The organism is Micromonospora sp. WMMD961 (assembly GCF_029626145.1).
Taxonomy (GTDB): domain Bacteria; phylum Actinomycetota; class Actinomycetes; order Mycobacteriales; family Micromonosporaceae; genus Micromonospora.
The window spans coordinates 1551607-1576725 of the sequence record NZ_JARUBJ010000002.1; the positions used below are offsets into that span (position 1 = coordinate 1551607).

Below are 25119 nucleotides of genomic sequence, written 5' to 3' on the forward strand. Positions count from 1 at the left end.
GAGGACGAGCTTGTCCACGATGACCGTCACGGTGGTCTCCGTCTCCGACACGGCCGGTGGGGCCGAGGCGCACACGGTCGCGCTCGGCCACGGAATGCGTGAGCGCGGCCACGACGTCGTGCTGTACGGCCAGTGCCCAGGCTGGGAGGAGCGCGGCCTCGACCGGCGGGAGATCGGGCTCGGCCCGAAGTGGTCCCGCAAGACGATGGCCGCGGGCATTCTGCGGGTCCCCCTGGAACGGCACCGGACGCAGGTCGTCGCCGACGCCTCCGTCTACTACCTGCAGTTCAAACGGGAACAGATCGCCCTGACCGCGCCGCTGTCCCGTCGGGCGCCGGTGGTCTGGACCGAGCACGGGCGATGGATGGGCGGTCCGGCCGGGCGTCTGCTCCTCGCGGGCTACGCGCGCGCCGCCGAGCACGTCTCGCGCGTGGTCTGCGTCGGCGAGGCCGTGGCGCGCGACCTCGAACCGGTGGTCGGCCGGGACAAGCTCGTCGTGGTGCCGAACTCGATCGACACCCAGCGCTACGCCGCCCCGTCGGCGGAGATGCGGGCGACGTTGCGCGAGCGGCTGCTGCCACGCCACTTCCAGGACCGTCGAGTCGCCATCCTCGCCTCCCGCCTGCACGGTGCCAAGCGCCACGACCGGGCGATCGCGGCGGCGCTGGCCAGCGGGAGCGCTCTGGTCGTCGTCGGCGACGGACCGGACCGCGAGCGGCTCGAACGGTTCAGCGCGGGCAGCGCCGACGTGCACTTCACCGGTCACCGCGACGACGTGCCGGACCTCCTCGCGGCGAGCGACCTCTACCTGTACTGCGGGGCGGAAACCGACGGTACGCCGACCTGCGTGCTGGAGGCCGCCGCCGCCGGCCTGCCCATCGTGGCGTTCGACGGTGACCCCGGCACCGAACTCGTACCCCGCTGTGGGGGTCTGGTGATCGGGGACCCGTCGGAGTTGACTCCGGACCGGGCGACAGGGCTCCTGGAACTGCGGGGGAGCGGCCTGTCGTACGTCGAGCAGCAGCACGGCCGCGAAGCCTGGCTGGACGCGTACGAACACATCTTCGGGGAGTGCCTTCGGTGACCGCGACCGACAGAACCACAACTGAGCCGGGCGACCGGGACGCTGCGACAGTCGGCACCCTTCCGGCGGACGCCGGAACGATCGACGAGCCGGGCAGCCCGACCGGCGGTACCCGCTCGGCGCGGGGCCTGAGCACGGCCACGGCGATCTCCCTCGGCCTCCGGCTGCTGGGCATGGTGGTGGGCATGGCGACCACCTCCGTGCTGGCGCGCTACCTCAACCCGGAGGGCTACGGGGTGTTCGCCCTGGCGCTCACCCTCGGCACGGCGGCGGCACAGGTCGCCGACATGGGCACCACGATCACCGTGAGCTCCCGGATCGCCCGGGAGAAGGCGGCGGCCGGGCGCATCCTGAGTACCGGTCTGGTCATCCGCACGTCGGTGGCGCTCGCCGCGACGGTGGCCCTGCTGGTCTGCGCCGCACAGGGGCTGTTCGGCGAGTCGAGCGGCGTCGTCAGCGTCGTCGCCATCGCGACGCCGCTGTCCGCGGCGTCCATCCTCACGGCCGGCGCGATGGCGCGTTTCCGGCCCGAGGTCTCGGCCATCCTCGCGCTCGTGCAGGGGGTCCTCTGGCTGGTCGCCGTGGTCGTCATCGCGGGTACCGGCGGCGACGTCGTCATGCTCGCCTGGTTCTTCGTCGCCGTCGTCGTGTTGCAGACGGGCGTCGGCGTGGCGATCAATCGGCGGCTCGTACCACTCGGCCGGCCCTCGTGGGCGGAAGCGGGTCGGATCTTCGCGCTGAGTTGGCCGCTGGCGATCAGCGCGCTGGCCGTCATGGCCTACTACCGCCTCGGGTCGGTGATCCTGTTTCACCTGCAGGGAGCCGCTGAGGTCGGCTACTACTCGGCGGCGTACAAGTTCCTGGACGTCGCGCAGCTCGGCCCTGCCATGCTGGTGGCGCCGCTGCTGCCCATCGTGGCCAACAGCATGTCGATGGACCCGCACCGCCGGACGCTGGTCTTCAGCTTGGCGACCCGCACCGGGGCCGTGATCGGCGTCGGTACCGCGGTCATGCTGATCGCGCTCGCCCCCGCTCTCGTCGCCTACCTGTACGGCGACGAGTTCGGTCCGGCGGTCGCGCCGCTGGTCCTGCTCTCCGTGGCCTTCATCGGCGTCACCCTGGGCTATGTCGGCACGACGATCTGCTCCGCGCTGGGCCTCGTGAAGCCGATCGCGGTGTTGACCGTTTCGGTGGCGGTCGTCAACATCGCCGCCATGTTCTGGGCCTCCGCCCGCTGGGGAGCCACCGGCGCGGCAGCGGTCGCCGCCGGCACGGAGCTGACCATCGGAGTCGCCACCTGCCTTCTCGCCGCTCGGGCGATGGCGTCCCGGCTGCCGGTGCGCGAGATGGCGAGTGTCTTCGTCGTCGGTGCGGTCACGATCCTCGCGCTGTGGCTGGTCCAACTGCCCTGGCCGGTCGAGGCGGTGCTGGCCGGTGCCGTGTTCGGCGGAGCGGTGCTGGTGGCACGGGTACTCACCCCCGCCGATCTCAAGCGTGTGTTGTCGCGTAATGCCCTCTGACGTGCGGCCGGCGTCACCTGCTCAGTAGGTGGCGCCGGTCCGAATGTTCTGCCAGGTCAGTCGGGAGCACACCACCGGCCCTGTCCCACAGGACAGTTGGCCGTTGGTGTTCGTGGCGGTGCTGCCCTCCGCGCGTACGAGCCGGCTGACATCGACGGCCAGATCCTGCGCGTACGAGGTCACCGAACCGCCGGAGGAAATGGCCACTCCTGGTGAGCCGTGGGCGGTCCGCAGCGTGTCGCCCCGGACGACCGCCGCGCCCGAGCTGTGTACCTTCAACACCCCACCGGCCGTGTCTTCGATGGTGACCTCCGACAACCGTAGGTCGGTGTGGGTGTTCAGATTGACGAGCCAGGCCTTCCCGGTTGTCCGTACGTTGGTCAGGGCCAGTTGCGGCAGGGTGTGAGTCGCCGCGGTGGCGGCGACGAGGCCACCACCGCGGCCGGCGATGCCCGATTCCGAGACACTCGCCTGACGGACGGCGGCATTCTTGGCCCAGGTCGGCAACTCCAGGAGGTAGCTGTCGCCGGGAGCAGCGGCGGTGACCGCCCGCATGGCGAGGTCGTCCACAGTTCCGGCGATCCGCACCATGGGCGCGCCGGCGGCAGCCGCCGTGACCGTCAGGCGGTTCACCCGCAGCCGTTGGATCCGTGCGGTGCGGTCGACACCGACGACGGGCCCGGTGCCGAGTTGTGCCACCTCGACGCCGTCGACGGCAAGCTCCGTGACGGTCGCGGTGGTCTGCGATGCGACCCGCAGCAGCGCGCCGTCCGCTCCGGGGTCGGCGAAGGTCAGCTCCCGGACCTGGACGCGGCCGATGTTCGAGCCGTTGAGGTACACGACATGCCGGCCGGGCACCGTGGCGGCGGTGACGCGCTCCACGGTCAGCTCGTCGATCTGGCCGCCGGTGGTGCGCCACTCGGCCGTGTCGTCGCCGATCCAGATGACGTTGTTGCGGGCACGGCCGGCGACACCACGGACGGTGGTACGCAACGCGACGGTCTCCGGCGATCCGCCGAGAACCTTGACCAACGCCGCGGCCGAGGTCACGTCGATGTCCTCGATGTGGGTGTCCACGACCGGCCCCGACACGTCGTCGTACGCCTGCCAGTCGCGGGGTGTGATGGCGACCGTGTCGTCGCCGGTGGTCCCCCGCAGCGTGCTGATCCTGGTCCGTGCGGCGGGCCCCTGGATGTGCACGCCGTCGGACCGCACGTCGAAGGTGATCCTCGCGACGGTGGCGTCGGCGACGTCGCCGAGGGAGATCGCGTACTTGTCACCGGAGGTCTTGACCGCCAGCCCTTCGATCACCAGCTTGTCGACCCGCCGGAACCGCAGCGTGTGCAGATCCGGGCCGATGCCACTGGCCAGGTCGGCGCGAATCCAGGTGCCACCCGTCACTCGGATGTCGTGGTCCCGGCCACCGCCCGCGACCGCCATGTTGGTGAGCAGGTTGCAGCCGCTGCCCGGCACCAGGGTGACGGTGCTGTCGGACATCACGAGGGTGGTGCCGCTGTGCAACACGAGCGGGCCACTGACCCGGTAGTTGGCACCTTTGGGGGCATGGATGAGACCACCGGCGCCGACACGGAGTGCGGCGTTGAGCGCCGCGGTGTCGTCGCCCCCGGACGGCGTGGGTAGCACAGCGCGTCTCGGCCGCGGCGCGTCACTGGCCAAGGCCAGGCAGCCGGCGACGGCAATGAGGCTGCGACGGGTGATCATGTCCGGCTCCGTGGGTGATCGGCGAACTCGTCAGGACGCCGGGCGGTGCACGCGGTAAGAGACGGGTACGCACAGCCGTCGGCATACTACTGAAAACAGTCGGCCGGCGGTGCCTCGGGAGAAACTTCCCCTGGCGTCGGCAGGCGGGTTGCCTGATACTGTTTGCCGCGACGGCCGGAGGCCGTCGTTTCAACTATGACAATGCGCGCAACCGCTGCGATCTCAGGATTGCCACGCTGGGCCGTCCGGTGACTGCCACGGCAACCGGTTCGGCGTTGTACTCAACGGTTTTCATGGCGAAGGCGGCGATGGGTTCCAGAGGGACGGCGGCTGAACCGGGCATCGGAGCCGCCGATATCAGTTCGCCCCGCCAGCCCGTCGACCGACTCGACATCACGGCCGGGCCCGAGGGTGTCGCCGATCGATCGAGCGTCTCCGGTTGGCTGCTGCGGGCCGTCGGTCCACTGAACGTCACCGTCCGTCGGCCACTCGGTTGGGCCTCTTTCGTCGCTGCGGCCATGTCTGCCGCATACATTCTCTGGACTGTGCCGTCGGCGATCGGGGTCTTCTTCGCGGCGACGCTTCCGTTGCTTGTTCTCCGCCTCCCGCTGGTGGGCGTCGTCCTCGTGGTGGTGCTCGCTCAGGAGGTCGCGCCCAACGGACGATTCGGGATGCTGACGACGTTCGGCTACCAATTGTTTCTCGGGTCGGGAAAGATTCCCGTCGTCCTGCCGCTCGCGCTGACGGCGGTGCTCGCGGCCGCCGCCCAGTGGTGGCCGCCGAGGAACGTCCGCCTCCGTTCGACCGGAGGAGTGCTGCTCGGCCTGGCAGTCGCCCTCGTGGCCCTGGCCGCGGTCAGCGGACTGATCCACGGTCAGTCGGTCTTCTCGGCCGTCAACCAGAACGCCCGGCCCTTCGTCCTGCTCGTCCTGGGTCTCGTCCTCGGCCTGAGCCTGCGGGTGTTGGGTGACGACCTGCGGCGCTTCGCGGTGCTGGTCGGCGCCGCCCTGACTGCCCTGTTGATCGGCGCCGCCGTCGCCATCCGACTGGGCTACGTCGCCGACGATAGGCTCAGCGACTACTTCGTCTACTACGATTCGGCACTGCCGGCGATCGCGGTCGCCGCGTTCCTCGGAACGCTCGGCGACCGTGGGTGGCGCTGGGACTGGCGGCACATGGTGGCGGCCGTCGCCGGGCCGCTGCTCCTTCTGTTCAGCTTTCGGCGCAGCGTGTGGCTCGCGGCCGTCGCTGTCGGCGTCGTCGTCCTCGTGCTGAGGTGGGCACGGTGGAAGCCCATACTGAAGCAGTTGACCTTCGCCGGGCTCGTCGTCGCGGTGGTGGTGCTCGCCGCGCCGGGCCTCGCCGCGGACGTCGGCCTGCGCAGTGTGGGCAGCTTCGGAACGAGCAGCGCCGATGACGTCGCCACCGGCGGTGCCTGGGTGGCGGGCAGCACGCCCAGCAGCCCGGCCAGGCCGAGCAGCCCGGCCAGGCCGAGCAGCCCGGCCACACCAAGCAGCCCGGCGGCGGTCGGCAGGCCGAGTCCGACGAAATCCGCGCCGACACCCGCGCAGCCCGTGCCACCGAAACCGTCGACCGCCGCGCCCCGCCCGTCCCCGAAGCCCCCCGCCAGACCGGACAGCGCCGAGCTACAGGCGGCATCGACGGACGGACACATCAGCGATCTGCAGGTCGGGTGGGATCACGTCCGGGCGAACATGTGGACCGGGGTGGGGCCGCAGTCCCCGCAGCTCCCTGGTCTCACCGCCAGCGCCTCCACCCGGGTGTACGTGCACAACGAGTTGCTGCAGAACTGGCTGCGTTACGGCCCAGCCGCTCCGGTGCTCGTCTTCGTCTTCCTGGCGGTCGCCGGTCTCGCGGCCATGGCGCGTCTGCGTGATCCGCGCAGCGACGTCGTCGTCCGGGGCGCGGCGGTGTTCTGCCTGATCGCACCGCTGTGCTTCATGACCGCGCCGTTCCTGTCCGAGACGAACCGGTGGCCCGTGCTGATGGGTCTCGCTGCCGGGATCGTCGGCCAGGCCGTCGGCACGTCACGTGGAGACGACGCCCGCTCCACTTCGGGCGGAGGAGAGTGACCGGCCAGCGACGGCGGTTCACGACCCGCACGGCCGGTCCGGTCTCCGGACCGCCACGTTCGTGACGTAGCGGCCCGAAGCAGGTCCAGCACACAACAGATTCTGGTCGAGCGGCGTGTGGAGGTCATAGTGCAAGGCGTACCGCAGAGTGGGCACCAGGTGGGCGCGGAGGCAACGGCCGCGGTGTCTGTGGTCGTACCTACCCGGAACAGGAGCCAGCTTGCCTACGCGCGGGCCCAGTGGGCGCTGTCGCAACCCGTCGTTCGAGAGGTTGTCTTCGTCGTCGACGGGAGCGCGGACGACACAGCGGCCCGGTTGCAGAGCCTCGCCGATCAGGACGCCCGGCTCCGTGTCATCGTCAACGAGCGCAACGTCGGCCCGCCCAAGGCCAAGAACATCGGGATCCGCGCCGCCACGTCGGAGTGGGTGTTCGTGATCGACGACGACGACGTGCCCAGCACCAACCTCATCGCCGAGCTCGTTCAGGTCGCCAACGAGGCGGGTGCCGACGTGGTCGGCGTGCCCTGGTTCAACATTGGCGAGGGTGAGGACATTGAGGACCGCATCGCGCGAGCTCCGAGGATGCCCGGCGGCCCCAAGCTCGAACAGCCCGGCATCTTCCCAACGTCGGCCTGGACCGACTGCGTCTGGATGCATGCCAACGCCCTCTACCGGCGCTCGGTCTTCGCCGCGGCGATGTACGACGAGTTCTACTCCGGCAACTACTACCGCGAGGAGACGGACCTCTTTGTGGCGGCGGCGCGGGCGGGGCACCGGGTGGTGGTGACTGACCGCGGCTACACCTACATGCGCTCCCGCGCCGGTGGCGGCATCGACCGCGCGTCCAAGGCCCGCTACGAGTACTTCGTGGTCCGCAACAACTGGTACTTCCTCCGTAAGCACGGGGCATGGCTCCGTGAGCAGGGTCTGATTCGTGGCTCGGGGCATGAGCAGATGTCGTTGATCAGCCGACGGACCAAACCCCTGGCCCGTGCCGCCGGCCGGCGCCTCACCCGGTGGGCACGATGATGAGAGTCGCGGTCGTCAGCCCTGACCCGACCAGCAACTCGGGCGGCGTCGAGCGCTTCTGCCACACTCTCAGAGACGTGATCGGGCGGCTCGGAGGTGCGGCCGACGTCGTCGGCGCCAACGAGCTGGACTCTGTCGCCCACGACCTGGTGATCACGAATGGCATGGTCAGCCGCCGGTCGTCAGCTCCCCGGATCCACGTCTACCACGGGTGCTGGGTGGACCACGTCCGTCTGGGAACCCGAACCAACGCGTACTCGCTGCAGTGGCGGACCCAGTTCCTGCTCAAAGGTGCGGCGAAGGAGATCTGGGCGGGCGCCAACGCGTACCGGGTGGCCGTGTCGCAGCCGACCGCCGAAGAGGTGGAGCAGTGGTACCGCCTCCGGGTCCACCGGGTGATTCCGAACGGGATCGACACCACCACGTTCGTGGTCGGTGACCGCGACGCTGCCCGCAGCCAACTGGGGGTTTCACCGGACGAGAGGCTGGCCCTGTTCATCGGTCGTGCCGAGGCACGTAAGCGGCCCGACATCGCGGTCGCTGCCGCGTCCCGGGCCGGCTACCGGCTGATGACCGCCGGTGCGGGCACCGTCGACGGCGCGACCAGCCTGGGGGTGCTGTCCCCGTCGGAGCTGCGCACCTGGATCCAGGCTGTCGACTGTGTGCTCGCGCCGAGCGACTACGAGGCGTGTTCCCTCGCCATTCTGGAGGCGATGGCCACCGGGACTGCAGTCCTGACCACACGGGTGGGTTACGTCCGCACTCTCATCGAGCAGGTGCCGGGCTACCGCGATCTGACGGCGGCAGCCGGCGACCTGGACGAGTTCACCCGGGCGCTGACGCTACTCCCGTCCAGGGGACAGGCGGTCGCGGATGCCACCGCGTTCGTGCGGGCGGAGAACAGCCTCGATCGCTTCGCCGAGCACTGGTCCGCAGCGATCGACGAGGTCATGAAGAGGACGACCACGGCCGGCAGCCACCAGGGCCCGGTGTCCTGACGGCCGGCGGGCGACCGCCGCCGAACCCCGACCAAGCGAAGCTGGGACCCGTGTCGAAGTCCTCGGTGGAGTCGAATCCACTCGGGGCCTTTGACGCGGGTCCCAGCTGTCGGTGCGGCGACACCGGTCAGCGGCCGCCGCCGCGGAAGACCTCCGCGATGGTACGCAGCACGACCTTGATGTCCAGCCAGAGCGACCAGTTCTCGATGTAGTAGTTGTCGAACCGCGCCCGGTCGGAAATCGGGGTGTCGCCGCGCAGGCCGCTGACCTGCGCGAGCCCGGTGAGGCCGACCGGAACCCGGTGCCGCATCGCGTAGTTCGGGTACTCCGCCGAGAACTTCTCCACGAAGTACGGCCGCTCCGGGCGCGGCCCGACCACACTCATGTCGCCGCGCAGGATGTTCCACAGCTGGGGAAGCTCGTCCAGTGAGGTGCGGCGCATGAACCTGCCGATCGGGCCGACCCGCCGGTCGTTCGCGATCGACCAGTTCGTCTGCGACTCGGTCTCGTCGACCGGGCGCATCGAGCGGAACTTGACCACGTTGAACGGCTTTCCGAACCGGCCGATCCGCTCCTGGTAGAAGAAGATGCCCCGGCCGCCGTCGATGAAGGTCGCGAGTGCGCACAGCAGCAGCACCGGGCTGAGCAGGAGCAGGGCGAGGCCGGCGACCACCACGTCGGAAGCCCGCTTGATCGCCCATCGCGGACCGGAGAGCGAGATGTCACCGACCTTCACGATCGGGATCGCACCGATGTGGTCGGGGTATCCGCCCTGCGAGCGGGACCCCCACAGTCGCGGTACTTCCCACAGGTCGCAGCGTGAGCTCTGGGGCAGCAGGAGAGTGTCCATCAGTTCCGACTCCGGGCAGTCGGGGTCGGCGATGACCAGGACCTCACACTTCAGCACCCGGACGAGCTTCTCCAGGTCGTTGAGGCTGCCGAGGAGAGGAAGCGACGCCGGGTCCTGCTGCGCGGTCACGTCGACGCAGCCGACGAAGCGCAGCCCGTACTGCGGGTAGCGGCGCAGCAACCGGGCCAGTTCCAGGGCGATCGGGCCGCTGCCGATGATGATGGCGTTGTGCTCCACCCAACGCCGCTTGCGCACCAGGATGGTGAGTGCCCGGCTGAGCGCCCGACCGACGATCACCAGACACGCGGAGATGGCGACGCCGCGCATGAAACCGCCGACGTACTCGACCGAGGAGTGGCGTTCCGCGGCGATGATGGCGACCACCGCGGCGGACGCCAGCAGACGCCCGACGATGCTCGGCAGCTCGTCCAGGATGCTCACGTGCCGGCGGGCCTGGTAGAGCCCGCCGGCCGCGAAGATGGCCATGGTGAGCCCGGCGTTGACGAGCGTGCCGCGCCAGTAGTTCTGCGAGATCGCCAGTGGGAAGAGCAGCGCCGCGACGTCGATCGGAACCGTCATCATCCAGGCCCGCAGCAAGCGCGTCCGAGACGACGTGCGGGACCCGGCGTACGGCAGGACCGCCGTGGTTTCCAGGCCCGGCAGAGGTGCCGGCGCGGTCCTCGGCGCCGGCGCGGCCGGGCGCTGGGCCGGGCCGGCCTGCTCGCCGGACCATTGCTGTGGTACGTCTGATCGGCTTGCCGTTGAATGACCCGACATGGTCAACCTTTCCCCCGTTAGTCCTTCGGAATTCGCACATCGAGCCGAAGGGCGAAGGAAGGATACGGCCAGGTCAGGGCCGCTGGTATAGACGAAGGGCCGATTTTCGCTGGCTACTTTGTCGCGGCTGCGATGTCCTCTACCGCGTCACGGCGAATTGCATCGAAGACACGCTCCGCTTTCGGCTTGTCGACGAGGACGACGCTCTCGTTGCCCATTTGGCCGGTGCCCTTCGTGGGGCAGGTGTAGAAGGCGAGCTGCCCGCTGCGCAGGTGTCGCAGCTGCGTTGCCAGGTCCACCAGGGACATCGACTCGTCGACCGCGACGGCGTCGGCGGTGGCCCGGACGAACGAGTTCAACTTGGTCGGGCTGCCCAGCGTGCCACCGGAGGCGGCCTTGTCCAGGATCGCCTTGATGACCTGCTGCTGGTGCTTGATCCGGGTGAAGTCGCCCTCGGCGAACGCGTACCGTTCACGGGCGTAGTCCAGTGCCGCGCCACCGTCCATGGTCTGCCTGCCCGCGACGAACTCCCGCCGGCCGTCCGGGTTCAACGAGTGCTTCGACGTGAAACCCTTCTCCACGGTGATGTCGATGCCGCCGAGGGCGTCCACGATCTCCTTGAAGCCGGCGAAGTCCACCATCGCCACGTTGTCGACGCGGACGCCGGTGAACTTCTCCACGGTCTGCACCATGAGCGGAACGCCACCCCACGCGAACGCTGCGTTGATCTTCGCGTCCCGACCGCCCCGGCCCTGCGGCGACTCCGGCACGCTGACCCAGCTGTCCCGAGGGATCGAGATGAGCTGCGCGCTCTGCCGGTCCTTCGGAAGGTGGGCCAGGATGATGGTGTCGGTCCGGGAGCCGGAGCTGTTCTCCGGATCGCGGGAGTCGCTGCCGAGGATCATGATGTTCAGGGCGCCCTTCGCGACGACCTGGGGTCGGGACTCCTCCGGTACGTCCGCGAAAGCGTCGACCCGTTCGATGCCTGAATTGATCGAACGGAAGTAGAGGCCTCCGGCGACCATGCCGCCACCAGCGAGCAACGCGACGACCACGAAGGTGATCAGCGCGATCTTCCGCCACCGCCGACGCCGCGGACGCGTCGGCTCAGTCGGCTCCGATGATTGCTGCGGTGCAATGAACTGGGTTTCGGGTTCCGCGTACTCCTGGCGATACTGCATGCCGCGATGCTACTGATTGCGGGTTACGCTCACGTGCCCCCGTCTGGGCCGTACGGTTTCACATCCTGACCAAAAAAACTTTCCGCCCAGACGTTCGCCCGAACCTGGTATGAAGCAGCGGTGGACGCTACGCAGTTGCGCCGAGCCATCGCCCGTACCCCCCTCGCACCCGTCGCCGCGTTTCCCAAGCGGCTCGCCCGGGTCGCCCGCCACGACGCCAAGGTGCTGCGCATCTCGGCCCGGTGGCTGGTCACCTCCCGGGAGCATCACAACTACACGTACGAGCTGACCAAACTCAGCCGTAACCACCTGGCCTGGTTCGTCAGCGTGGTCTGCGACCGGCCGGTCCAGCAGGTCCGGGGCTGGCTCGACGAGATCGAGTCCGACCAGGCGCTGCGCGACCACATCGAACGGGCCACCGCCGGCGCGGCCCGCCGTGGACTCGCCGACAGGAAGGTCCACTACGCCCGACGCGTCGGCTGGTACGCGATGGTCCGGGCCACCCGCCCCGCGCACATCGTGGAAACCGGTGTCGACAAAGGGCTGGGCACCTGCGTCCTGGCCTCCGCCCTGCTGCGCAACGCCCAGGAGGGGCACCCGGGTCGGGTCACCTCGCTGGACATCAACCCCGAGGCCGGCTACCTCGCCGCCAGCGAGCCCTGGTCGGAGGTCGTCGACCTGGTGATCGGTGACTCGATCGCCTCGATCGGCGCACTGGACCGCCCGGTCGACCTGTTCCTGCACGACAGCGACCACAGCCGCGCCCACGAGAAGCGCGAGTTCGACGCCGTGGAGCCGAAGCTCGCCCCCGGCGCGCTCCTACTCACCGACAACGTCACCAGCACCAACGTGCTCGCCGAACACGCCGAGCGCACCGGCCGGAGGTTCCTCGCCTACCGGGAGAGCCCCGCCAACCACTGGTACCCGGGCGACGGGATCGGCGTGGCATGGTGACCGGGTGCGGCTGACCTCGATCCACACGTACCCCGTCAAGGGTTGTCACCGGCTCGACCACGACGGCGCGTTCGTGCAGCCGTGGGGCCTGGCCGGCGACCGGCGGTGGATGGTCGTGGACGCCGACGGCGTCGGCGTCACCCAACGGGACACCACCCGGCTGGTCGGCCTGCGCGCCACAGTGCATGACGGTGGTCTGACGCTGCGCGCCGACGGGCAGCCCGACCTCGACGTGCCCGAGCCGAGCGGCGGCGAACCGGTTCCGGTGCGGACCTTCCGCAGTCGCACGTTCCCGGTCCCGGCACTGGCGGCCGGCCCGGCGGCCGACGACTGGCTCGGCGCGCTGCTCGGCCGACCGGTGCGGCTGGTCTGGCTGGCCCGACCGACCCGCCACCTGGCCGCCGGCTCCCGCGAACACGACACCGGTGACCAGGTCAGCTTCGCCGACGCCTATCCACTGCTGCTGGCGAACACCGCCTCCCTCGACGCCCTGAACGACTGGCTGGCCGAGGCCGCGGAGGAACCCGTGCCGATGACCCGGTTCCGGCCCAACCTGGTGGTCGACGGGGCATCGGCCTGGGCCGAGGACGACTGGGTAGGCCGGTCGCTGCGCATCGGCGACCTGCGCTTCCGCGCCGCCGGGCCGTGCGACAGGTGCGTGGTGACCACCACCGACCAGGAAACCGGGGTACGCACCAAGGAGCCGCTGCGCACACTCGGGCGACACCGCAACGTCAAACAGAAGCTCCTCTTCGGATTGAACCTGGTGCCGGTCGACAGTGGACAGCTGACAGTGGGAGACGCCGTCGTCATCGCACAGTGACCCGGGCACGCGAAAACCGCGATCGAAACGCTCCGATCACCGTCCGTCGATGCTGTCTTAGCTTTGGCTTAGCCGGCTTGTCCGTGCGCGCCCAGGTCCGGCAACATCGCCGTCGTGACGGACGTCAGCGCGGTCGACATCGACATCGACCTGGACCACGCTCCCCAGGAGCAGCCCGCGTCGCCGTCCCGCTCGATGCCGTGGCTGGTCGCCACCGGCGTCACAGTCGTCGCGGCGGCGCTCGGGCTCACCCTGACCCTGCGGTCCGGTTCCGCCCCGGCCTGCGCCGCCGGCCGGGCGCTCGCCGCCGCACCACCCACCGGCAACGCCACGCACAACGGCAAGGCGACCTTCTACGACTCGAAGGGCGCCGGCGGCAACTGCTCGAACCCGGCGGCCCCGGCCAACCGGCTGTACGTCGCCCTCGGCCCGACCGAATACTCCGCGGGCGCAGCCTGCGGTGGATTCCTCGACGTGACCGGCCCGAAGGGCACCGTCCGCGTGCTGATCATGGATCAGTGCCCGGAGTGCGCGCCCGGGCACCTCGACCTGTCCCGCGAGGCGTTCGCCCGGATCGCCGACCCGGTCCAGGGACTCGTCCCGGTCACCTACCGCGCCGTGGTCAACCCACCACTGCCCGGACCGCTCACCTTCCGGATGAAGGAGGGCTCGTCGCAGTGGTGGTTCGCCGTCCGCGTGGGCAACCACGGCAACCCGCTGCGGTCCGTCGAGGTCCGGCAGGGTGACAGTGGCGCGTGGAAGTCGGCCGCCCGGCAGGACTACAACTACTGGCTGATCACCTCCGGCGCCGGGCCCGGTCCGTTCAGCATCCGGGTCAGCGACGTGTACGGAAACCGGGTCACCGTGTCCGGCATTCGGATGACACCAGGTCAGGTGCAGAACAGCACGGTCCGGATGTACGGGCGCGGCGCCGTGGCGGCCACCCCGCGCGCGTCCGCGTCGGCCCGCCCACCCGGAAACCGGCCCGCCGTCACGCCGACCCCGGCCCGCCAGCCGGTCGAGGTGGCGAAGGCGAGCGCCCCGGCCAGCGGCACAGCGAGCGCCCAGTCGGCCGCGGCGAACGCCCGCTGGTGCACGGGCTGACCGCTCAGTCGACGGATCGTCCACGCCGCACGCCCCGCGCCGCACGCCCCACGCCCCACGCCCAAGATCCGCGCAACTTCCCGGATGTTGCTGCCTCCAACCCGCGCATGACACCAACATCCCTGATGTTGCGCGGATCTTGGCGACGAGCACTCGGCTTGGTCGGTGCCTTGACGCTCTGCGGCGCCGCCTCCTGGCTCGACAACCACTCTCGGCCCGGGCCTTGCAACCGCCGGTGCCCTGCGCGTTACCGCCGTTGCGGCCTCAGGTCCAGCCACATCAGGATCTCGTCCCGGTCGTCGTCGGGCGCCACCCGCAACGCGCCTGGCAGGCGGCCGATCTCCCGGTAACCGAGGCGGTCGTAGAACTTGTCCAACCCCAGCCCGTCGCGCACCGTGACGTGCAACGCCTCGTGGCCGAACTGCCGGCCCAACCGGGCCGCCTCCATCATCAGCGCCGAGCCGTAGCCGGTGCCCTGGGTGTCCGGGTGGACCATCACCCGCTTCAACACACACCAGTGCGCCTTCAGCGGGAAGCGGTTGTCACCGAAGACCAGCATCGCCACGAGTCGGTCGCCCGAGTAGGCCACCAGCAGCCGGTCCGGGCCGTCGGCGATCCCGGCGAAGGTCGGGTCGGCGAGCACGTGGACGTCGGCCGCCGTGACCGGTGGCACGAAGCCGACCGCGCCACCGGCGTTGCTGACGTCTGTCCAGAGGTCGACGATCTCGGCGCGCAGCCGCGGGGTCAGGTCGGGGTCGAGGACGAAGCGCAGACTCACGCCCGCCATCCTGACCCGACGACCAGGCCCGCGACCCACGACAGTGACGCGCCCGACAGCTGTCGTCTGGCAAGTGGTGCTCGTTGAGTTGTGCGGGAGAGGGGACTCGAACCCCTACGCCCTTTCGGACAATAGGACCTAAACCTATCGCGGCTGCCGTTACGCCACTCCCGCCAATTCGCTGAGTCTAGAGCGTCTGGCTGCGACGGTGTTGAGCCCGGCCTCCTTGAGGATGGCCGAGATCGTGTTGTGACTCACTCGGCATGCACCGCCGGGCAGGTCACGGAGGATGTCGGACAGTCGCTTCGGTCCGACATCCGGATGTGCCAGCGCCTGTGCTATCACCGCATCACGATGAGCCCTCGAACGCCAACTGCGGTCCGGACGTGCCCTCAACAGGCCGTCCTGCTCGAGTCTCCGCCGAACCTTGTACAGATACGCCGGGGCCCAACCCAACTGCCGTGCCGCCTCCACGGCCGTCATCTGCTGCGCGTCGACCCGACCGAACAGGCCGACGATCTCCTCCCGGGTGGCCGGTCGGCGTCCAGAGTCGGTCGTCGTCCTGTGCGAGTGTTCTTCCCTACCGGAGGGCTCCGCGAGGATGGCGAGATCAGACGTCCGGTTCCGGCCAGCGTAGGTCGTGGTCTGGCTGTGACAGTTCGGGCAGAGGAGCCGAAGGTTCGGTGGTCGGTTGTCGAGGAAGTCCCCGTTGATGTGGTCGACGTGCAGGATGAGTGGAAAGCCTCGCCACGTTGGCCCAGTCCCGCAGCCTTCGCACTCCTCCGGCACGCCCAGTGTGCCCAGCGCCCACTTCAACCGCGCGCCGGGCGTCCGGCGGGACCCTTCGGGCAGCACGATCAGAAGTTGTGTTGATGTGGTGCGCCGTTCGCCCCGGCGGCCCTTGTTGTGCGCCTGCCTTGTGAAGTGCGAGGTGTCGATGCCGAACCTCTTGAGCTGCCGGCTGATGTGCGCGTGCGAGCCACCGCTGACGCGTACGCCGAGCAGGCGCATCACCTCGGTGATGTTGCGCGCGGCGGCGGCAGCGGTGGCGAGCGCCTCGGGCGTGTATTTGTATCGGGCCATTCACCGAACGTAACGGCCCGGTGTGACAGCTCAGTCCAGCCCGAGCTCGCGGCGGAGCTTGGCGACGTGACCGGTGGCCTTGACGTTGTAGAGCGCGCGTTCGATCTTGCCGTCGGCGTCGATCACGAAGGTCGAGCGGATCACGCCGGTGACGGTCTTGCCGTACGACTGCTTCTCGCCGTACGCGCCGTAGGCGGTCAGCACCGCCTTGTCCTGGTCCGACACGAGCGGGAAGGTGATCGCGTCGCGCTCGCGGAACTTCGCCAGCTTCTCCGGTTTGTCCGGGGAGATGCCGACGACCTCGTAGCCGGCGGCCTGGAGTGAGGCGAGGGAGTCGCGGAAGTCGCAGGCCTGCTTGGTGCAGCCGGGGGTCATCGCGGCCGGGTAGGCGTACAGGACGACCTTGCGGCCGCGCAGGTCGGCGAGGGAGAGCTGGTCGCCGGTGTCGGTGGCGAGGGTGAACTCGGGTGCGGGGTCACCGGGGGAGAGGCGGTCGGGCGCGGTCATGGCCCGACCCTACCGCCGAGGTGAGACGTGTTGTCATCGTCGGCGCGCCGGAGCTGGGCGCCCGTCACCTGCCGTAAAGGTGATCATCACCTCGCGTTGTTGCCAGACTATGGCAACAACGAGGCCTGGGAAATAGGCTGACCCACGCCGGCCCGGTCGGGGCCGCTGACGTGTGGGGAGGTCGCGTGGAGACACTGGCGATGCACATCTCGAACGGGATCATCGACGGTCCCGTCGCAGCGGTCTTCGCTGCGCTCGCGCTGGCCGGGCTCACCGCCTGCGTCCTGCGCGGCAGGCGCGACCTGGACGACCGGCTGGCCCCGATGGCCGGCCTGGTGGCGGCGTTCATCTTCGCCGTCCAGATGCTCAACTTCCCGATCTTCACGGCCGGCGTGAGTGGCCACCTGCTCGGTGGCGCGCTCGCCGCCATGCTGGTCGGCCCGTGGGTCGGCGCGCTCTGCGTGTCAGTGGTGCTGGTCGTGCAGGCGCTGGTCTTCGGCGACGGCGGCGTGGCGATGCTCGGCCTGAACATCACCAACATGGCGCTGCTCGGCACCGCCGCGGCGTACCTGCTGATCGCCCTGCTCCTGCGGGTGCTGCCCCGCACCCGCGCCGGTCTGGCGGTGACCGCGTTCGTCGCCGCGATGCTCAGCGTGGTGGTCGCCTCCCAGGGCTTCGTGGTGGAGTACTGGTTGGGCGGCACCACCGACCTGGGTGGCAACCTGGCCGGCCTGGCCGGCACGATGGCCGGAACCCACCTGCTCATCGGCATCGGCGAGGGCCTGATCACCGCGACGACCGTGCTCACCGTCGCGAAGGTGCGACCCGACCTGGTGTACGCGCTGCGCTCCCTGCCTACCCCCACCGCCCCCGCTGTCCCGGTCTCCGGAGGTGTGCGATGAAGAACCGCTCCTGGGCCTTCCTGGCCGGCGGCCTGCTGGTCGCCCTGCTGCTCGCCGGAGTGGTGAGCAACTACGCCTCGTCGCACCCGGACGGGTTGGACTCCTCGCTGCTCAAGGGCTGCACTGTCGACGCCGACGACACCATCGTCGGCGGGAGCTGCCCGGCCCAGCAGGCGAAGGACCACGAGCTGGGGGACAGCCCCCTCGCCGACTACGGCGTGCGGGGCATCGAGAACAGCTTCGTCTCCACCGGTCTCTCCGGCGTGCTCGGAGTGCTGGTCACCTTCGCGATCGGCGCGGGCGGCTTCTGGCTGCTGCGCCGTCGGGGCGGCACGCCGACCGACGGTGACGAGACGACGGCCGCCGAGGGCGAGACCGCGGCCTCCGACGACGACACCCGCCGCCGCGCCGACGCGGCCAGCTGAACAGGAGTACGCGGAGATGGGTGCCGGTCACGGGCATGTGCTGTACCGCGAGTCCAGCTCGCCCGTGCACCGGCTCCCGCCCGAGGTCAAGATCGTGGCGATGGTGGTCTTCACCATCGCCGTGGTGGCCACCCCACGCGAGGCGTTCTGGGCGTTCGGCGCGTACGCCCTGCTGGTGGCGGCGGTGGCGGCGCTGGCTCGGGTCGGGCCGCGGTGGTTGCTCAGCCGGGCGTTGATCGAGCTGCCGTTCGTGCTGTTCGCCGTGGCGCTGCCGTTCCTCGGCAGCGGTGACCGGGTCGAGGTGCTGGGTCTGCGGCTGTCCGAGGACGGGTTGCACGGCGCGTGGAACATCCTGGCCAAGGGCACCCTGGGCGTGCTCGCCTCGCTGCTGCTCGCCGCGAGCACCACCACCCGGGATCTGATCGTCGGGCTGGACCGGCTGCACTGTCCGCAGGTCCTCACCCAGATCGCCACGTTCATGCTGCGCTACCTGGACGTGCTGGTCGGCGAGGCGCGGCGGATGCGGGTGGCCCGGATCTCCCGGGGTGACGACCCGCGCTTCGTGTGGCAGTTGCGTGGCTTCGCCGCCGGGATCGGGGCGTTGTTCCTGCGCGCCTTCGAGCGCGGCGAGCGGGTCTACCTGGCGATGCTGTCCCGGGGCTACAACGGGCGGATGCCTGTGGTGTGGCAGGGCGAGGGCGCGGCGAGCGTCGGTCAGTGGTTGGTCGCGGCGACCGTGCCGGTGCTGGCGGCCTCCATCGCCGCCACCGCCGTCGTGCTGTCATGATCGGTGTCGTGCAGACCGCTGTCTCGCTGGACGTTCGTGGTGTCCGGTACGCGTACCCGGACGGGCACGTCGCCCTGCACGGGGTGGACCTGACCGTGCCGCGCGGGGATCGGGTGGCGCTGCTCGGCCCCAACGGTGCCGGCAAGACCACGCTGGTGCTGCACCTCAACGGCATCCTCACCCCGGCCGAGGGCAGCGTGAGCGTCGGTGGGCTGACGGTCACGCCGGATCGGGCCACCCTGGCCGAGGTGCGCCGCCGGGTGGGCATCGTCTTCCAGGACCCGGACGACCAGTTGTTCCTGCCCACGGTGGCGGAGGACGTGGCGTTCGGGCCGGCGAACCTGGGTCTGCGCGGGGCGGAGTTGACCGCCCGGGTGGACGAGGCGCTCGCCGCGGTGGGGATGGGTGAGCATCGGGACCGGTCGCCGCAGCACCTGTCGTTCGGGCAACGCCGCCGGGTGGCGGTGGCCACCGTGCTCGCGATGCACCCGGAGATCCTGGTGCTCGACGAGCCGTCGTCGAACCTGGACCCGGCGGCCCGTCGTGAGTTGGCCGAGATCCTGCGTGACCTGCCGGTGACCCTGCTGATGGTCACGCACGACCTGCCGTACGCGGCGGAGCTGTGCGAACGTTCGGTGATCCTCGACGGCGGTCGGATCGTCGCCGACGCTCCCACGCTGGACGTGCTGACCGACTCGGCCCTGCTGGCCCGCCACCGCCTCGAACTGCCCTACGGCTTCAGCCCGCGGCGGTAGTCCCCTGCTCGGCGACCTCGGCTCGGGGCGGTCGGGTGGCGGCCCGCGAGGCGGCGTGCAGGCGCAGGACGCCGGCGGCCGTCGCGCCGGCGCCGACGACCAACGCCGACGCCACCATGACGCGGGCGACAGCGGGCGACCAGGGCACCGGCGCTATGGACCGGGCGAACACTGCGGCGTTCGTGGCACCCGCGAAGAGCGCCAGGCAGGCTCCGGCGAGCGCCACCACGAAGTCGGCGGCCGGGCGGCGGGCCAGCGCGTACCACCCGGCGGCGATCGCACCGAGCCCGGTGAGCAGCGACCAGACCTGCCCGGACAGCAACCCGAGCAGCACCCCGCCGACGCCCTGGGCGCCGGCGTCCAACTCCCGTCCCACCGGGTACACCACGGCGACCGCGCCGCCGACGACCAGCAGCGCACCCAGCGCGGACAGTGCCCGGCCGCCGGCCGCCGAGGCGGCGGCGACCAGACCGAGCGCCCCCACCGCGAGGAGTCCCACGATGGTCACCGTCCACCAGGTGTACGCGTCCGGCGGCGGTACCCAGTCGAGCGTGCCGCCGATCACCACCGGGTCCGCGCCGTCGCGCAGCGGGACCGTCCATTCCCGCACCCGGTGCTCGCGGTCGGGTGCGGCGCGTACCGCCGCCGGGGGGCCCGATTCCTGCCACAGCGCCCGCTGGTCGTGCCAGCGCACGGTGGGCCCGTCGGCGACCCGCCGCCAGGCCGCTGGTGCGGCCGGGTCGACCTCGGCCGGCAGCGCGGTGTCCCCGGCGAGGGTGCGGTTCAGGTAGGTGGCGGGGGAGCGGCTGTTCTCGAAGACCCCGTCCGGGCCGACCCGCAGGTACGGCTCGCCGGAGTAACCGATCACCTCGACGGCGCGGCCGGTGCGGTTGGTCAGTTCCAGTCGGGCGCCCGCCTCGACGACGCGTACCTCCAGACCGGGTCGAGCCGGTGCGACGCCGGTGGTCGCGGTCCGGTAGTCGGTGCCGTCCGGGGCGTCCGCGCCATGGGCGGCGGCGGGCGCCGCCGTGAGCAGTGTGGCCGCGCCGGCTGCGGCGGCGACCAGGCCGGCGCGGGTCAGCAGGGTACGGATCACTTGCCGGCCGCCGCCACGGCGGCGCTGAGGCCCTGCGGGCTGCGGTCTTCGAGCGGCTGGCCGTTGACCAGGATCGTCGGTGTGCCGGTGACGTTGCTCCGGCTGGCCTCGTCGGTGACGTGCTCGGTCCACGTCCGGTACGTGCCGTCCTTGACGCAGCCGGCGAACGAGCCCCGGTCGAGGCCGACCCCGACGCCGATGTCGATCAGTTGGTCGTTGTCGAGACCGGCGCTGCCCTCGGGCGGCTGCTTCTCGAAGAGCGCCGACGCGTACTCCCGGAACTTGCCGCCGGCCGCCGCGCACCCGGACGCGGCCGAGGACCGGGTCGAGTATTCGGTGGTGGAGAAGCGGTTGAGGTACGCCACGGGGTGGTAGACCACCTTCGCCTTGTTCTCGGCCGCCAACTGCGTGAGCGTCGCCCCGCTGGTCTGCTCGAACTGGTTGCAGGCCGGGCAGAGGAAGTCCTCGTAGACGTCGACGGTGACCGGTCCGCCGCCGGTGACGATGCCGGTGCCGTCGGCGTTCGCGCCGGGCGGGGCGGTGAAGGTGTCCGAACGCTGGCTGGACCAGATGGCCCATCCGGCGACCCCGGCGATGACCAGGACGACGACCGCGGCGGCGGAGACCCAGATCGTGCGCCGGCGCCGCCGCTCGCGGGCGAGCTGCTCGCGGACCACCCGGGCGGCGTCCCGCTGCCCCTTGCGACTACTCATCCTCGTCCTCCCCAACGGGCTCGCCGGTCAACCACCCGTCCACCGACACCGGCGTACGTGGCCAGATCAGCAGGAATCCGGCTAATACCAAGAATCCCAGGTCCCGGAGGATCTCCGGGAGATAACTGGGGGCCTGTCCCTCGGCCAACTGCCCGCCGCTGCCGAAGCAACCACAGTCGATGGCCAGCCCGCGTGCCCAGGCCGAGGCGATCCCCACGATGAAGACCACCAGCAGCGCGGCGGACATCCCGGCGACGAGTCGGGTGGCCAGCCCCAACAGCAGCAGCACGCCCAGCGCCAGTTCGACGAAGGGCAGGGCCGCGCCGATCACGGTCGCCACGTCGTACGGCATCACCTGGTACGCGTTGACCGCCCGCCCGGAGGCGGCGAGGTCACCGACCTTCGACGCGCCGGCGACGAGCCAGACGGCGGCGAGGCCGAGCCGGGCCGCCGTGCCGAGCCAGGGTCGGACCACAGGCCAACGGCCGGGAGGTGCAGTCACGCTCATTTGTCGTTCCGTCTCCGCCGGAAGTTCCGGGATCAGCCGGCCAGGGCGTCGCCGACCGCCTCGACCAGCTCGTCGCGGGCCCGGGCCACCCGGGACCGGATGGTGCCCACCGGCACCCCTTCGACGGCTGCCGCCTCGGCGTACGACAGGCCGAGCAGTTGGGTGAGAACGAACGCGGCGCGCCGTTCGGCGCTGAGCCGGCGGACCAGGTCGGCGGCCCCGAGCTGCCCGGACGGGTCCGGGTGCGGGTGGTCGGTGTACGCGTTCGCCGTCAGGCGCTCGTCGAGCCGGCGGCGACGGATCACCGTGCGCAGGTGGTCGGCGCAGGCCCGACGTGTGATGCCGAGCAGCCAGGTGCGGGCGCTGGAGCGGCCCTCGAACGCGGGCAGAGCCCGAAACGCCCGCAGGTACGTCTCCTGGGTCAGGTCGTCGGCGCTGTCCGGGTCGACCAGGGCGGCGGCGAAACGCCAGACCTCGGCCTGGGTCAGCCGGACGAACGCCGCCTGCGCGCTCGGGTCGCCGTGTCGCGCGGTCAACGCCCACTCGGTGGCCGGGTCCCGGGCGACGTCGTCGGCCGGCTCGGCCGGACCGGCGGAACCGGTGTCACGCGGGACGGGGATCACGACAAACCACGATACGCGCCGCTCGGCTGAGCGTTAGGGTCCTTCGGCCCGTGGATGGTCTGCGCCACGTCGGGAACTTTTCCCCACCGGGGGCCGACTACCTCCTTATGACACGCGATCCCTCTCGCGCGGCACTGGCGGCTGAGCGGAGTTGAGCCTTCTGCCCGACTCGGGTCGCCGAGATCCACACCGGTCGGCGACCATGGCTGGCATGACTGTCGCCCCCCGCCGCTGGCTCGCCCGGCTGGCCGTCGCCGTTGGCCTGCTGGTCACCGTCGGCGCTCTGTTGATCGCGCCGGCCACCTCCGCGAGCGCCCACGCGGTGCTAGAGAGCAGTAGCCCGGCTGCCTCCTCGGTCGTGCCGAGCGGGCCGTCCGAGGTGGTCCTCACGTTCAGTGAGGCGGTCCGCAAGGTCCCCGGCAAGATCAGGGTCATCGCTCCGGACGGCTCCCGGGCCGACCGGGGTGAGCCGTCCTTCGACGACACCGTCGTGACGATTCCGGTGGCACCGGACGGTGGCCGTGGGACCTATCTGGTCAGCTTCCGGGTGATCTCCGCCGACAGCCACCCGGTGTCCGGCGCGTTCACCTACTCGGTGGGTGCGCCCTCGACGCCGCCGGCCGACTCCGGTGGGGACGACAGCCGCGCCGATCCGGTGGTGAGCACCGCCGTGAAGGTGGCCCGATTCCTCGGCTACGCGGGCCTGGTGCTGCTGGTCGGGCCGGTGCTGGTGCTCGCCGCGCTGTGGCCGCGGCGGCTCTCCCGGCGCGGGCCGACCCGGCTGGCCTGGACCGGTCTCGGTCTGGTGACCGCCGCCACCCTCGCCGACCTGTGGTTGCAGGTGCCGTACACGGCCGGCGGTGGTCTCTTCGAGGTGAGCGGCGAGGGGTTCGGCACCGTCTTCGGCAGCCCGTTCGGTGCCACCCACCTGGTCCGGCTCGGCCTGCTGGCGGCCTCCGTGTTCCTGCTCCGGCCCCTGCTGGCCCGCCCGGCCGGCCGCACCGACGCGATCATCCTGGCCGTGCTCGGCGTCGCCGCCCTGCTGACCTGGCCGATGGCCGGGCACCCGGCAGCATCCCCGGCGCCGGCGGTCTCCGTGGTGGTCGACGCGGTCCACCTCGGCAGCATGGCGGTCTGGCTGGGCGGCCTGCTGATGCTCGCCGTCTTCCTGCTGCCTCAGGCCGACGAGCGGGAGTTGAGCGCGATCCTGCCGATCTGGTCCCGTTGGGCGGCGCTCGCCGTCTCGGCCCTGCTACTCGGCGGCACGGTCCAGGCGCTGATCGAGGTGGCCACCCCGCAGGCGCTGGTCAGCACCACCTACGGCCGGCTGCTGCTGGCCAAGATCGCACTGTTCGCAGTGGTGATCGGCGTAGCCGCGTACTCCCGGCAGATGGTGCGCAGCCGGGTCGCGGCGCAGCGCCCCGTCCCGGTCCGCCGGGCGGTCTGGGTGGAGTTGGCCGTCACGGTGGTGGTGCTGGGCCTGTCCGCGACACTGGTGCAGACGCCACCCGCGCGGACCGCCGCCGCCGAGTCGTCCGACGTCGCGGCCGGCCTGTTCAGCACCACGCTGACCAGCACGCTCTACACCATGCAGATCGAGCTGAGCCCGGCCGAGCGGGGCAACAACTCCGTCCACCTGTACGCGTACAGCAAGGACAACCTGCCGTTGCCGGTCAAGGAGTGGCGGGCGACCGCGGCACTGCCCTCGGCCGGGATCGAGCCGATCGAGGTCCCGCTGCTGCCGTTGACGGACAACCACGCCTACGGCGACATCAGCCTGCCGGCCGCCGGCGAGTGGCAACTGAAGATCACTGCCCGTACCACCGACATCGACCAGGCCACGGTGACCGCCACCGTGCCCGTCCGTTAGAAAGGTCCGCGAAACCCATGACCCGACTCCGGCGTACCGCAACCGCCGCTGCCGCCCTGGCGTTCACCGCCGCCGCCACCGCTGTGCTCGGCTTCGCCGGGCCAGCATCCGCCCACGTCACTGTCAACCCGAAGGAGGCGACCCAGGGCGGCTACGCGCGGGTGGCGTTCCGGGTGCCCAACGAGAGTGACACCGCCTCGACCAACAAGCTGGAGGTGGTGTTGCCGGAGAACGCCCCGGTCGGCTCGGTCTCGACGATGCCGGTCCCCGGTTGGACGGTGGCCACCGAGAAGCGCAAGGTGGACCCGCCGATCGAGGTGCACGGCAGCCAGCTCACCGAGGCGGTTTCGAAGATCACCTGGACGGCCACCGGCGACGCGGCGGTGAAGCCGGGCCAGTTCCAGGAGTTCCCCGTCTCGATGGGGCCACTGCCGAAGGTCGACTCGATGGTCTTCAAGGTCCTGCAGACCTACTCGGACGGCAACATCGCGCGGTGGATCGACGACCCGGCGCCGGGCGGCGAGGAGCCCGAGCACCCCGCGCCGGTGCTCACCCTGGCCGCCGCGGCGCCGGAGGGTGCGGCGGCCACGCCGAGCACCTCTGCCGCCGCCGTCGCGACCCCGGACGACGACGATGACGACGAGGGCAACGGCCTCGCGGTCGGCCTCGGTGTGGCCGGTCTCGTCGCCGGCCTGGCCGGCCTGGTGCTGGGCGGCCTGGCGTTCACGCGGACCCGCCGGGAGTCGACCACCAAGGCCTGACCCCGCCGCACGCGCTGGCCCGCCCGGACCGCCGGGCGGGCCAGCGCGCGTTCGGGTGGGGCGCGGATGACCCGGCTACGGGCTTCGGTGGTGAGGCGCCCCAACGGCGGGTGGCCCTCCGCGCTGCCGACGCGGAGGGCCACCTTCACCGGGGGAGCGGTGCTACCCGAGCGACG

At 70.9% G+C, this 25119-nt stretch carries 24 protein-coding genes and 1 tRNA gene; 14 read left to right on the forward strand and 11 right to left on the reverse strand.

Annotated elements, in window-relative coordinates:
• The first annotated feature begins 19 nt into the window (after positions 1-19).
• Together O7614_RS07440 and O7614_RS07445 are read left to right on the forward strand one after the other, a co-directional pair.
• Positions 20-1084 carry a glycosyltransferase family 4 protein gene (locus tag O7614_RS07440; RefSeq protein ID WP_278137734.1) on the forward strand — a complete coding sequence of 355 codons (1065 nt, stop codon included), beginning with the start codon at positions 20-22 and terminating at the stop codon, positions 1082-1084.
• Positions 1081-2604 (forward strand): flippase, encoded by a 1524-nt coding sequence (locus O7614_RS07445; protein ID WP_278137735.1) that lies wholly within the window; start codon positions 1081-1083, stop codon positions 2602-2604. The genes O7614_RS07440 and O7614_RS07445 overlap by 4 nt, the downstream gene beginning before the upstream one ends.
• 21 nt (positions 2605-2625) lie before the next feature.
• Here O7614_RS07445 and O7614_RS07450 read toward each other — a convergent pair whose 3' ends face one another.
• Complete coding sequence (locus O7614_RS07450) at positions 2626-4326, reverse strand: hypothetical protein (RefSeq protein WP_278137736.1); 1701 nt, start codon at positions 4324-4326, stop codon at positions 2626-2628.
• A gap of 14 nt (positions 4327-4340) precedes the next feature.
• Here O7614_RS07450 and O7614_RS07455 point away from each other — a divergent pair, with 14 nt between their 5' ends.
• The 3 genes from O7614_RS07455 (at position 4341) to O7614_RS07465 (ending at position 8446) form a co-directional block, all read left to right on the forward strand.
• On the forward strand, positions 4341-6419 hold the full coding sequence (locus O7614_RS07455) for an O-antigen ligase family protein (RefSeq protein ID WP_278137737.1): 2079 nt from the start codon (positions 4341-4343) through the stop codon (positions 6417-6419).
• Positions 6420-6602: 183 nt separating this feature from the next.
• Complete coding sequence (locus O7614_RS07460) at positions 6603-7448, forward strand: glycosyltransferase family 2 protein (RefSeq protein ID WP_278137738.1); 846 nt, start codon at positions 6603-6605, stop codon at positions 7446-7448.
• Positions 7445-8446 carry a glycosyltransferase family 4 protein gene (locus O7614_RS07465; RefSeq protein ID WP_278137739.1) on the forward strand — a complete coding sequence of 334 codons (1002 nt, stop codon included), beginning with the start codon at positions 7445-7447 and terminating at the stop codon, positions 8444-8446. Before O7614_RS07460 ends, O7614_RS07465 begins: the two co-directional genes overlap by 4 nt.
• Before the next feature lie 127 nt (positions 8447-8573).
• Here O7614_RS07465 and O7614_RS07470 read toward each other — a convergent pair whose 3' ends face one another.
• Both O7614_RS07470 and O7614_RS07475 read right to left on the reverse strand, forming a co-directional pair.
• Complete coding sequence (locus O7614_RS07470) at positions 8574-9878, reverse strand: sugar transferase (protein WP_278137740.1); 1305 nt, start codon at positions 9876-9878, stop codon at positions 8574-8576.
• A gap of 308 nt (positions 9879-10186) precedes the next feature.
• Complete coding sequence (locus O7614_RS07475; protein WP_278142184.1) at positions 10187-11098, reverse strand: LCP family protein; 912 nt, start codon at positions 11096-11098, stop codon at positions 10187-10189.
• A gap of 276 nt (positions 11099-11374) precedes the next feature.
• Between O7614_RS07475 and O7614_RS07480 the strand changes: the two genes are divergently transcribed.
• The 3 genes from O7614_RS07480 (at position 11375) to O7614_RS07490 (ending at position 14135) form a co-directional block, all read left to right on the forward strand.
• Positions 11375-12208, forward strand: coding sequence for a class I SAM-dependent methyltransferase (locus O7614_RS07480; RefSeq protein ID WP_278137741.1), 834 nt, complete (start codon positions 11375-11377; stop codon positions 12206-12208).
• 4 nt (positions 12209-12212) lie between these two features.
• The gene (locus tag O7614_RS07485; RefSeq protein WP_278137742.1) at positions 12213-13031 is read left to right on the forward strand and encodes an MOSC N-terminal beta barrel domain-containing protein; all 819 of its coding nucleotides are present in this window, start codon (positions 12213-12215) and stop codon (positions 13029-13031) included.
• 114 nt (positions 13032-13145) lie between these two features.
• The gene (locus tag O7614_RS07490) at positions 13146-14135 is read left to right on the forward strand and encodes an expansin EXLX1 family cellulose-binding protein (RefSeq protein ID WP_278137743.1); all 990 of its coding nucleotides are present in this window, start codon (positions 13146-13148) and stop codon (positions 14133-14135) included.
• Between the two features lie 247 nt (positions 14136-14382).
• Here the strand turns inward: O7614_RS07490 and O7614_RS07495 are convergent, their stop codons facing one another.
• The 4 genes from O7614_RS07495 to bcp form a co-directional block, all read right to left on the reverse strand.
• Positions 14383-14922, reverse strand: a complete 540-nt coding sequence (locus O7614_RS07495) for a GNAT family N-acetyltransferase (protein ID WP_278137744.1) — start codon at positions 14920-14922, stop codon at positions 14383-14385.
• An 82-nt stretch (positions 14923-15004) separates the two neighbouring features.
• Positions 15005-15087: transfer RNA gene (locus tag O7614_RS07500), tRNA-Leu, on the reverse strand.
• Positions 15073-15996, reverse strand: coding sequence for a hypothetical protein (locus tag O7614_RS07505; RefSeq protein WP_278137745.1), 924 nt, complete (start codon positions 15994-15996; stop codon positions 15073-15075). Before O7614_RS07505 ends, O7614_RS07500 begins: the two co-directional genes overlap by 15 nt.
• A gap of 30 nt (positions 15997-16026) precedes the next feature.
• Positions 16027-16503, reverse strand: coding sequence for a thioredoxin-dependent thiol peroxidase (gene bcp, locus O7614_RS07510; RefSeq protein WP_278137746.1), 477 nt, complete (start codon positions 16501-16503; stop codon positions 16027-16029).
• A gap of 185 nt (positions 16504-16688) precedes the next feature.
• On the opposite strand from bcp, the gene O7614_RS07515 reads away from it, so the two are divergent.
• The 4 genes from O7614_RS07515 to O7614_RS07530 are packed head-to-tail and all read left to right on the forward strand — an operon-like array spanning position 16689 to position 19372.
• The gene (locus O7614_RS07515; RefSeq protein ID WP_278137747.1) at positions 16689-17405 is read left to right on the forward strand and encodes an energy-coupling factor ABC transporter permease; all 717 of its coding nucleotides are present in this window, start codon (positions 16689-16691) and stop codon (positions 17403-17405) included.
• Complete coding sequence (locus O7614_RS07520; protein WP_278137748.1) at positions 17402-17830, forward strand: PDGLE domain-containing protein; 429 nt, start codon at positions 17402-17404, stop codon at positions 17828-17830. The genes O7614_RS07515 and O7614_RS07520 overlap by 4 nt, the downstream gene beginning before the upstream one ends.
• A 16-nt stretch (positions 17831-17846) precedes the next feature.
• Positions 17847-18617, forward strand: coding sequence for a cobalt ECF transporter T component CbiQ (cbiQ, locus tag O7614_RS07525; RefSeq protein ID WP_278137749.1), 771 nt, complete (start codon positions 17847-17849; stop codon positions 18615-18617).
• Positions 18614-19372, forward strand: coding sequence for an ABC transporter ATP-binding protein (locus O7614_RS07530; RefSeq protein ID WP_278137750.1), 759 nt, complete (start codon positions 18614-18616; stop codon positions 19370-19372). Before cbiQ ends, O7614_RS07530 begins: the two co-directional genes overlap by 4 nt.
• Here O7614_RS07530 and O7614_RS07535 read toward each other — a convergent pair.
• Genes O7614_RS07535 through O7614_RS07550 form a run of 4 tightly spaced genes read right to left on the reverse strand, consistent with a single transcriptional unit; the run spans position 19356 to position 22312 of the window.
• A complete protein-coding gene (locus tag O7614_RS07535) occupies positions 19356-20468 on the reverse strand; it encodes a hypothetical protein (RefSeq protein ID WP_278137751.1) in 1113 nt (370 codons plus the stop codon). The two genes, O7614_RS07530 and O7614_RS07535, sit on opposite strands and share 17 nt — an antisense overlap.
• On the reverse strand, positions 20465-21181 hold the full coding sequence (locus O7614_RS07540; RefSeq protein ID WP_278137752.1) for a thioredoxin domain-containing protein: 717 nt from the start codon (positions 21179-21181) through the stop codon (positions 20465-20467). Before O7614_RS07540 ends, O7614_RS07535 begins: the two co-directional genes overlap by 4 nt.
• Positions 21174-21689 carry a MauE/DoxX family redox-associated membrane protein gene (locus O7614_RS07545; protein WP_278137753.1) on the reverse strand — a complete coding sequence of 172 codons (516 nt, stop codon included), beginning with the start codon at positions 21687-21689 and terminating at the stop codon, positions 21174-21176. Before O7614_RS07545 ends, O7614_RS07540 begins: the two co-directional genes overlap by 8 nt.
• Positions 21690-21721: 32 nt before the next feature.
• Positions 21722-22312 carry a sigma-70 family RNA polymerase sigma factor gene (locus O7614_RS07550; protein ID WP_278137754.1) on the reverse strand — a complete coding sequence of 197 codons (591 nt, stop codon included), beginning with the start codon at positions 22310-22312 and terminating at the stop codon, positions 21722-21724.
• A 202-nt stretch (positions 22313-22514) separates the two neighbouring features.
• Here O7614_RS07550 and O7614_RS07555 point away from each other — a divergent pair, with 202 nt between their 5' ends.
• Both O7614_RS07555 and O7614_RS07560 read left to right on the forward strand, forming a co-directional pair.
• Complete coding sequence (locus O7614_RS07555) at positions 22515-24182, forward strand: copper resistance protein CopC (protein WP_278137755.1); 1668 nt, start codon at positions 22515-22517, stop codon at positions 24180-24182.
• A gap of 17 nt (positions 24183-24199) precedes the next feature.
• A complete protein-coding gene (locus tag O7614_RS07560; protein WP_278137757.1) occupies positions 24200-24943 on the forward strand; it encodes a YcnI family protein in 744 nt (247 codons plus the stop codon).
• Positions 24944-25119 lie beyond the last annotated feature (176 nt).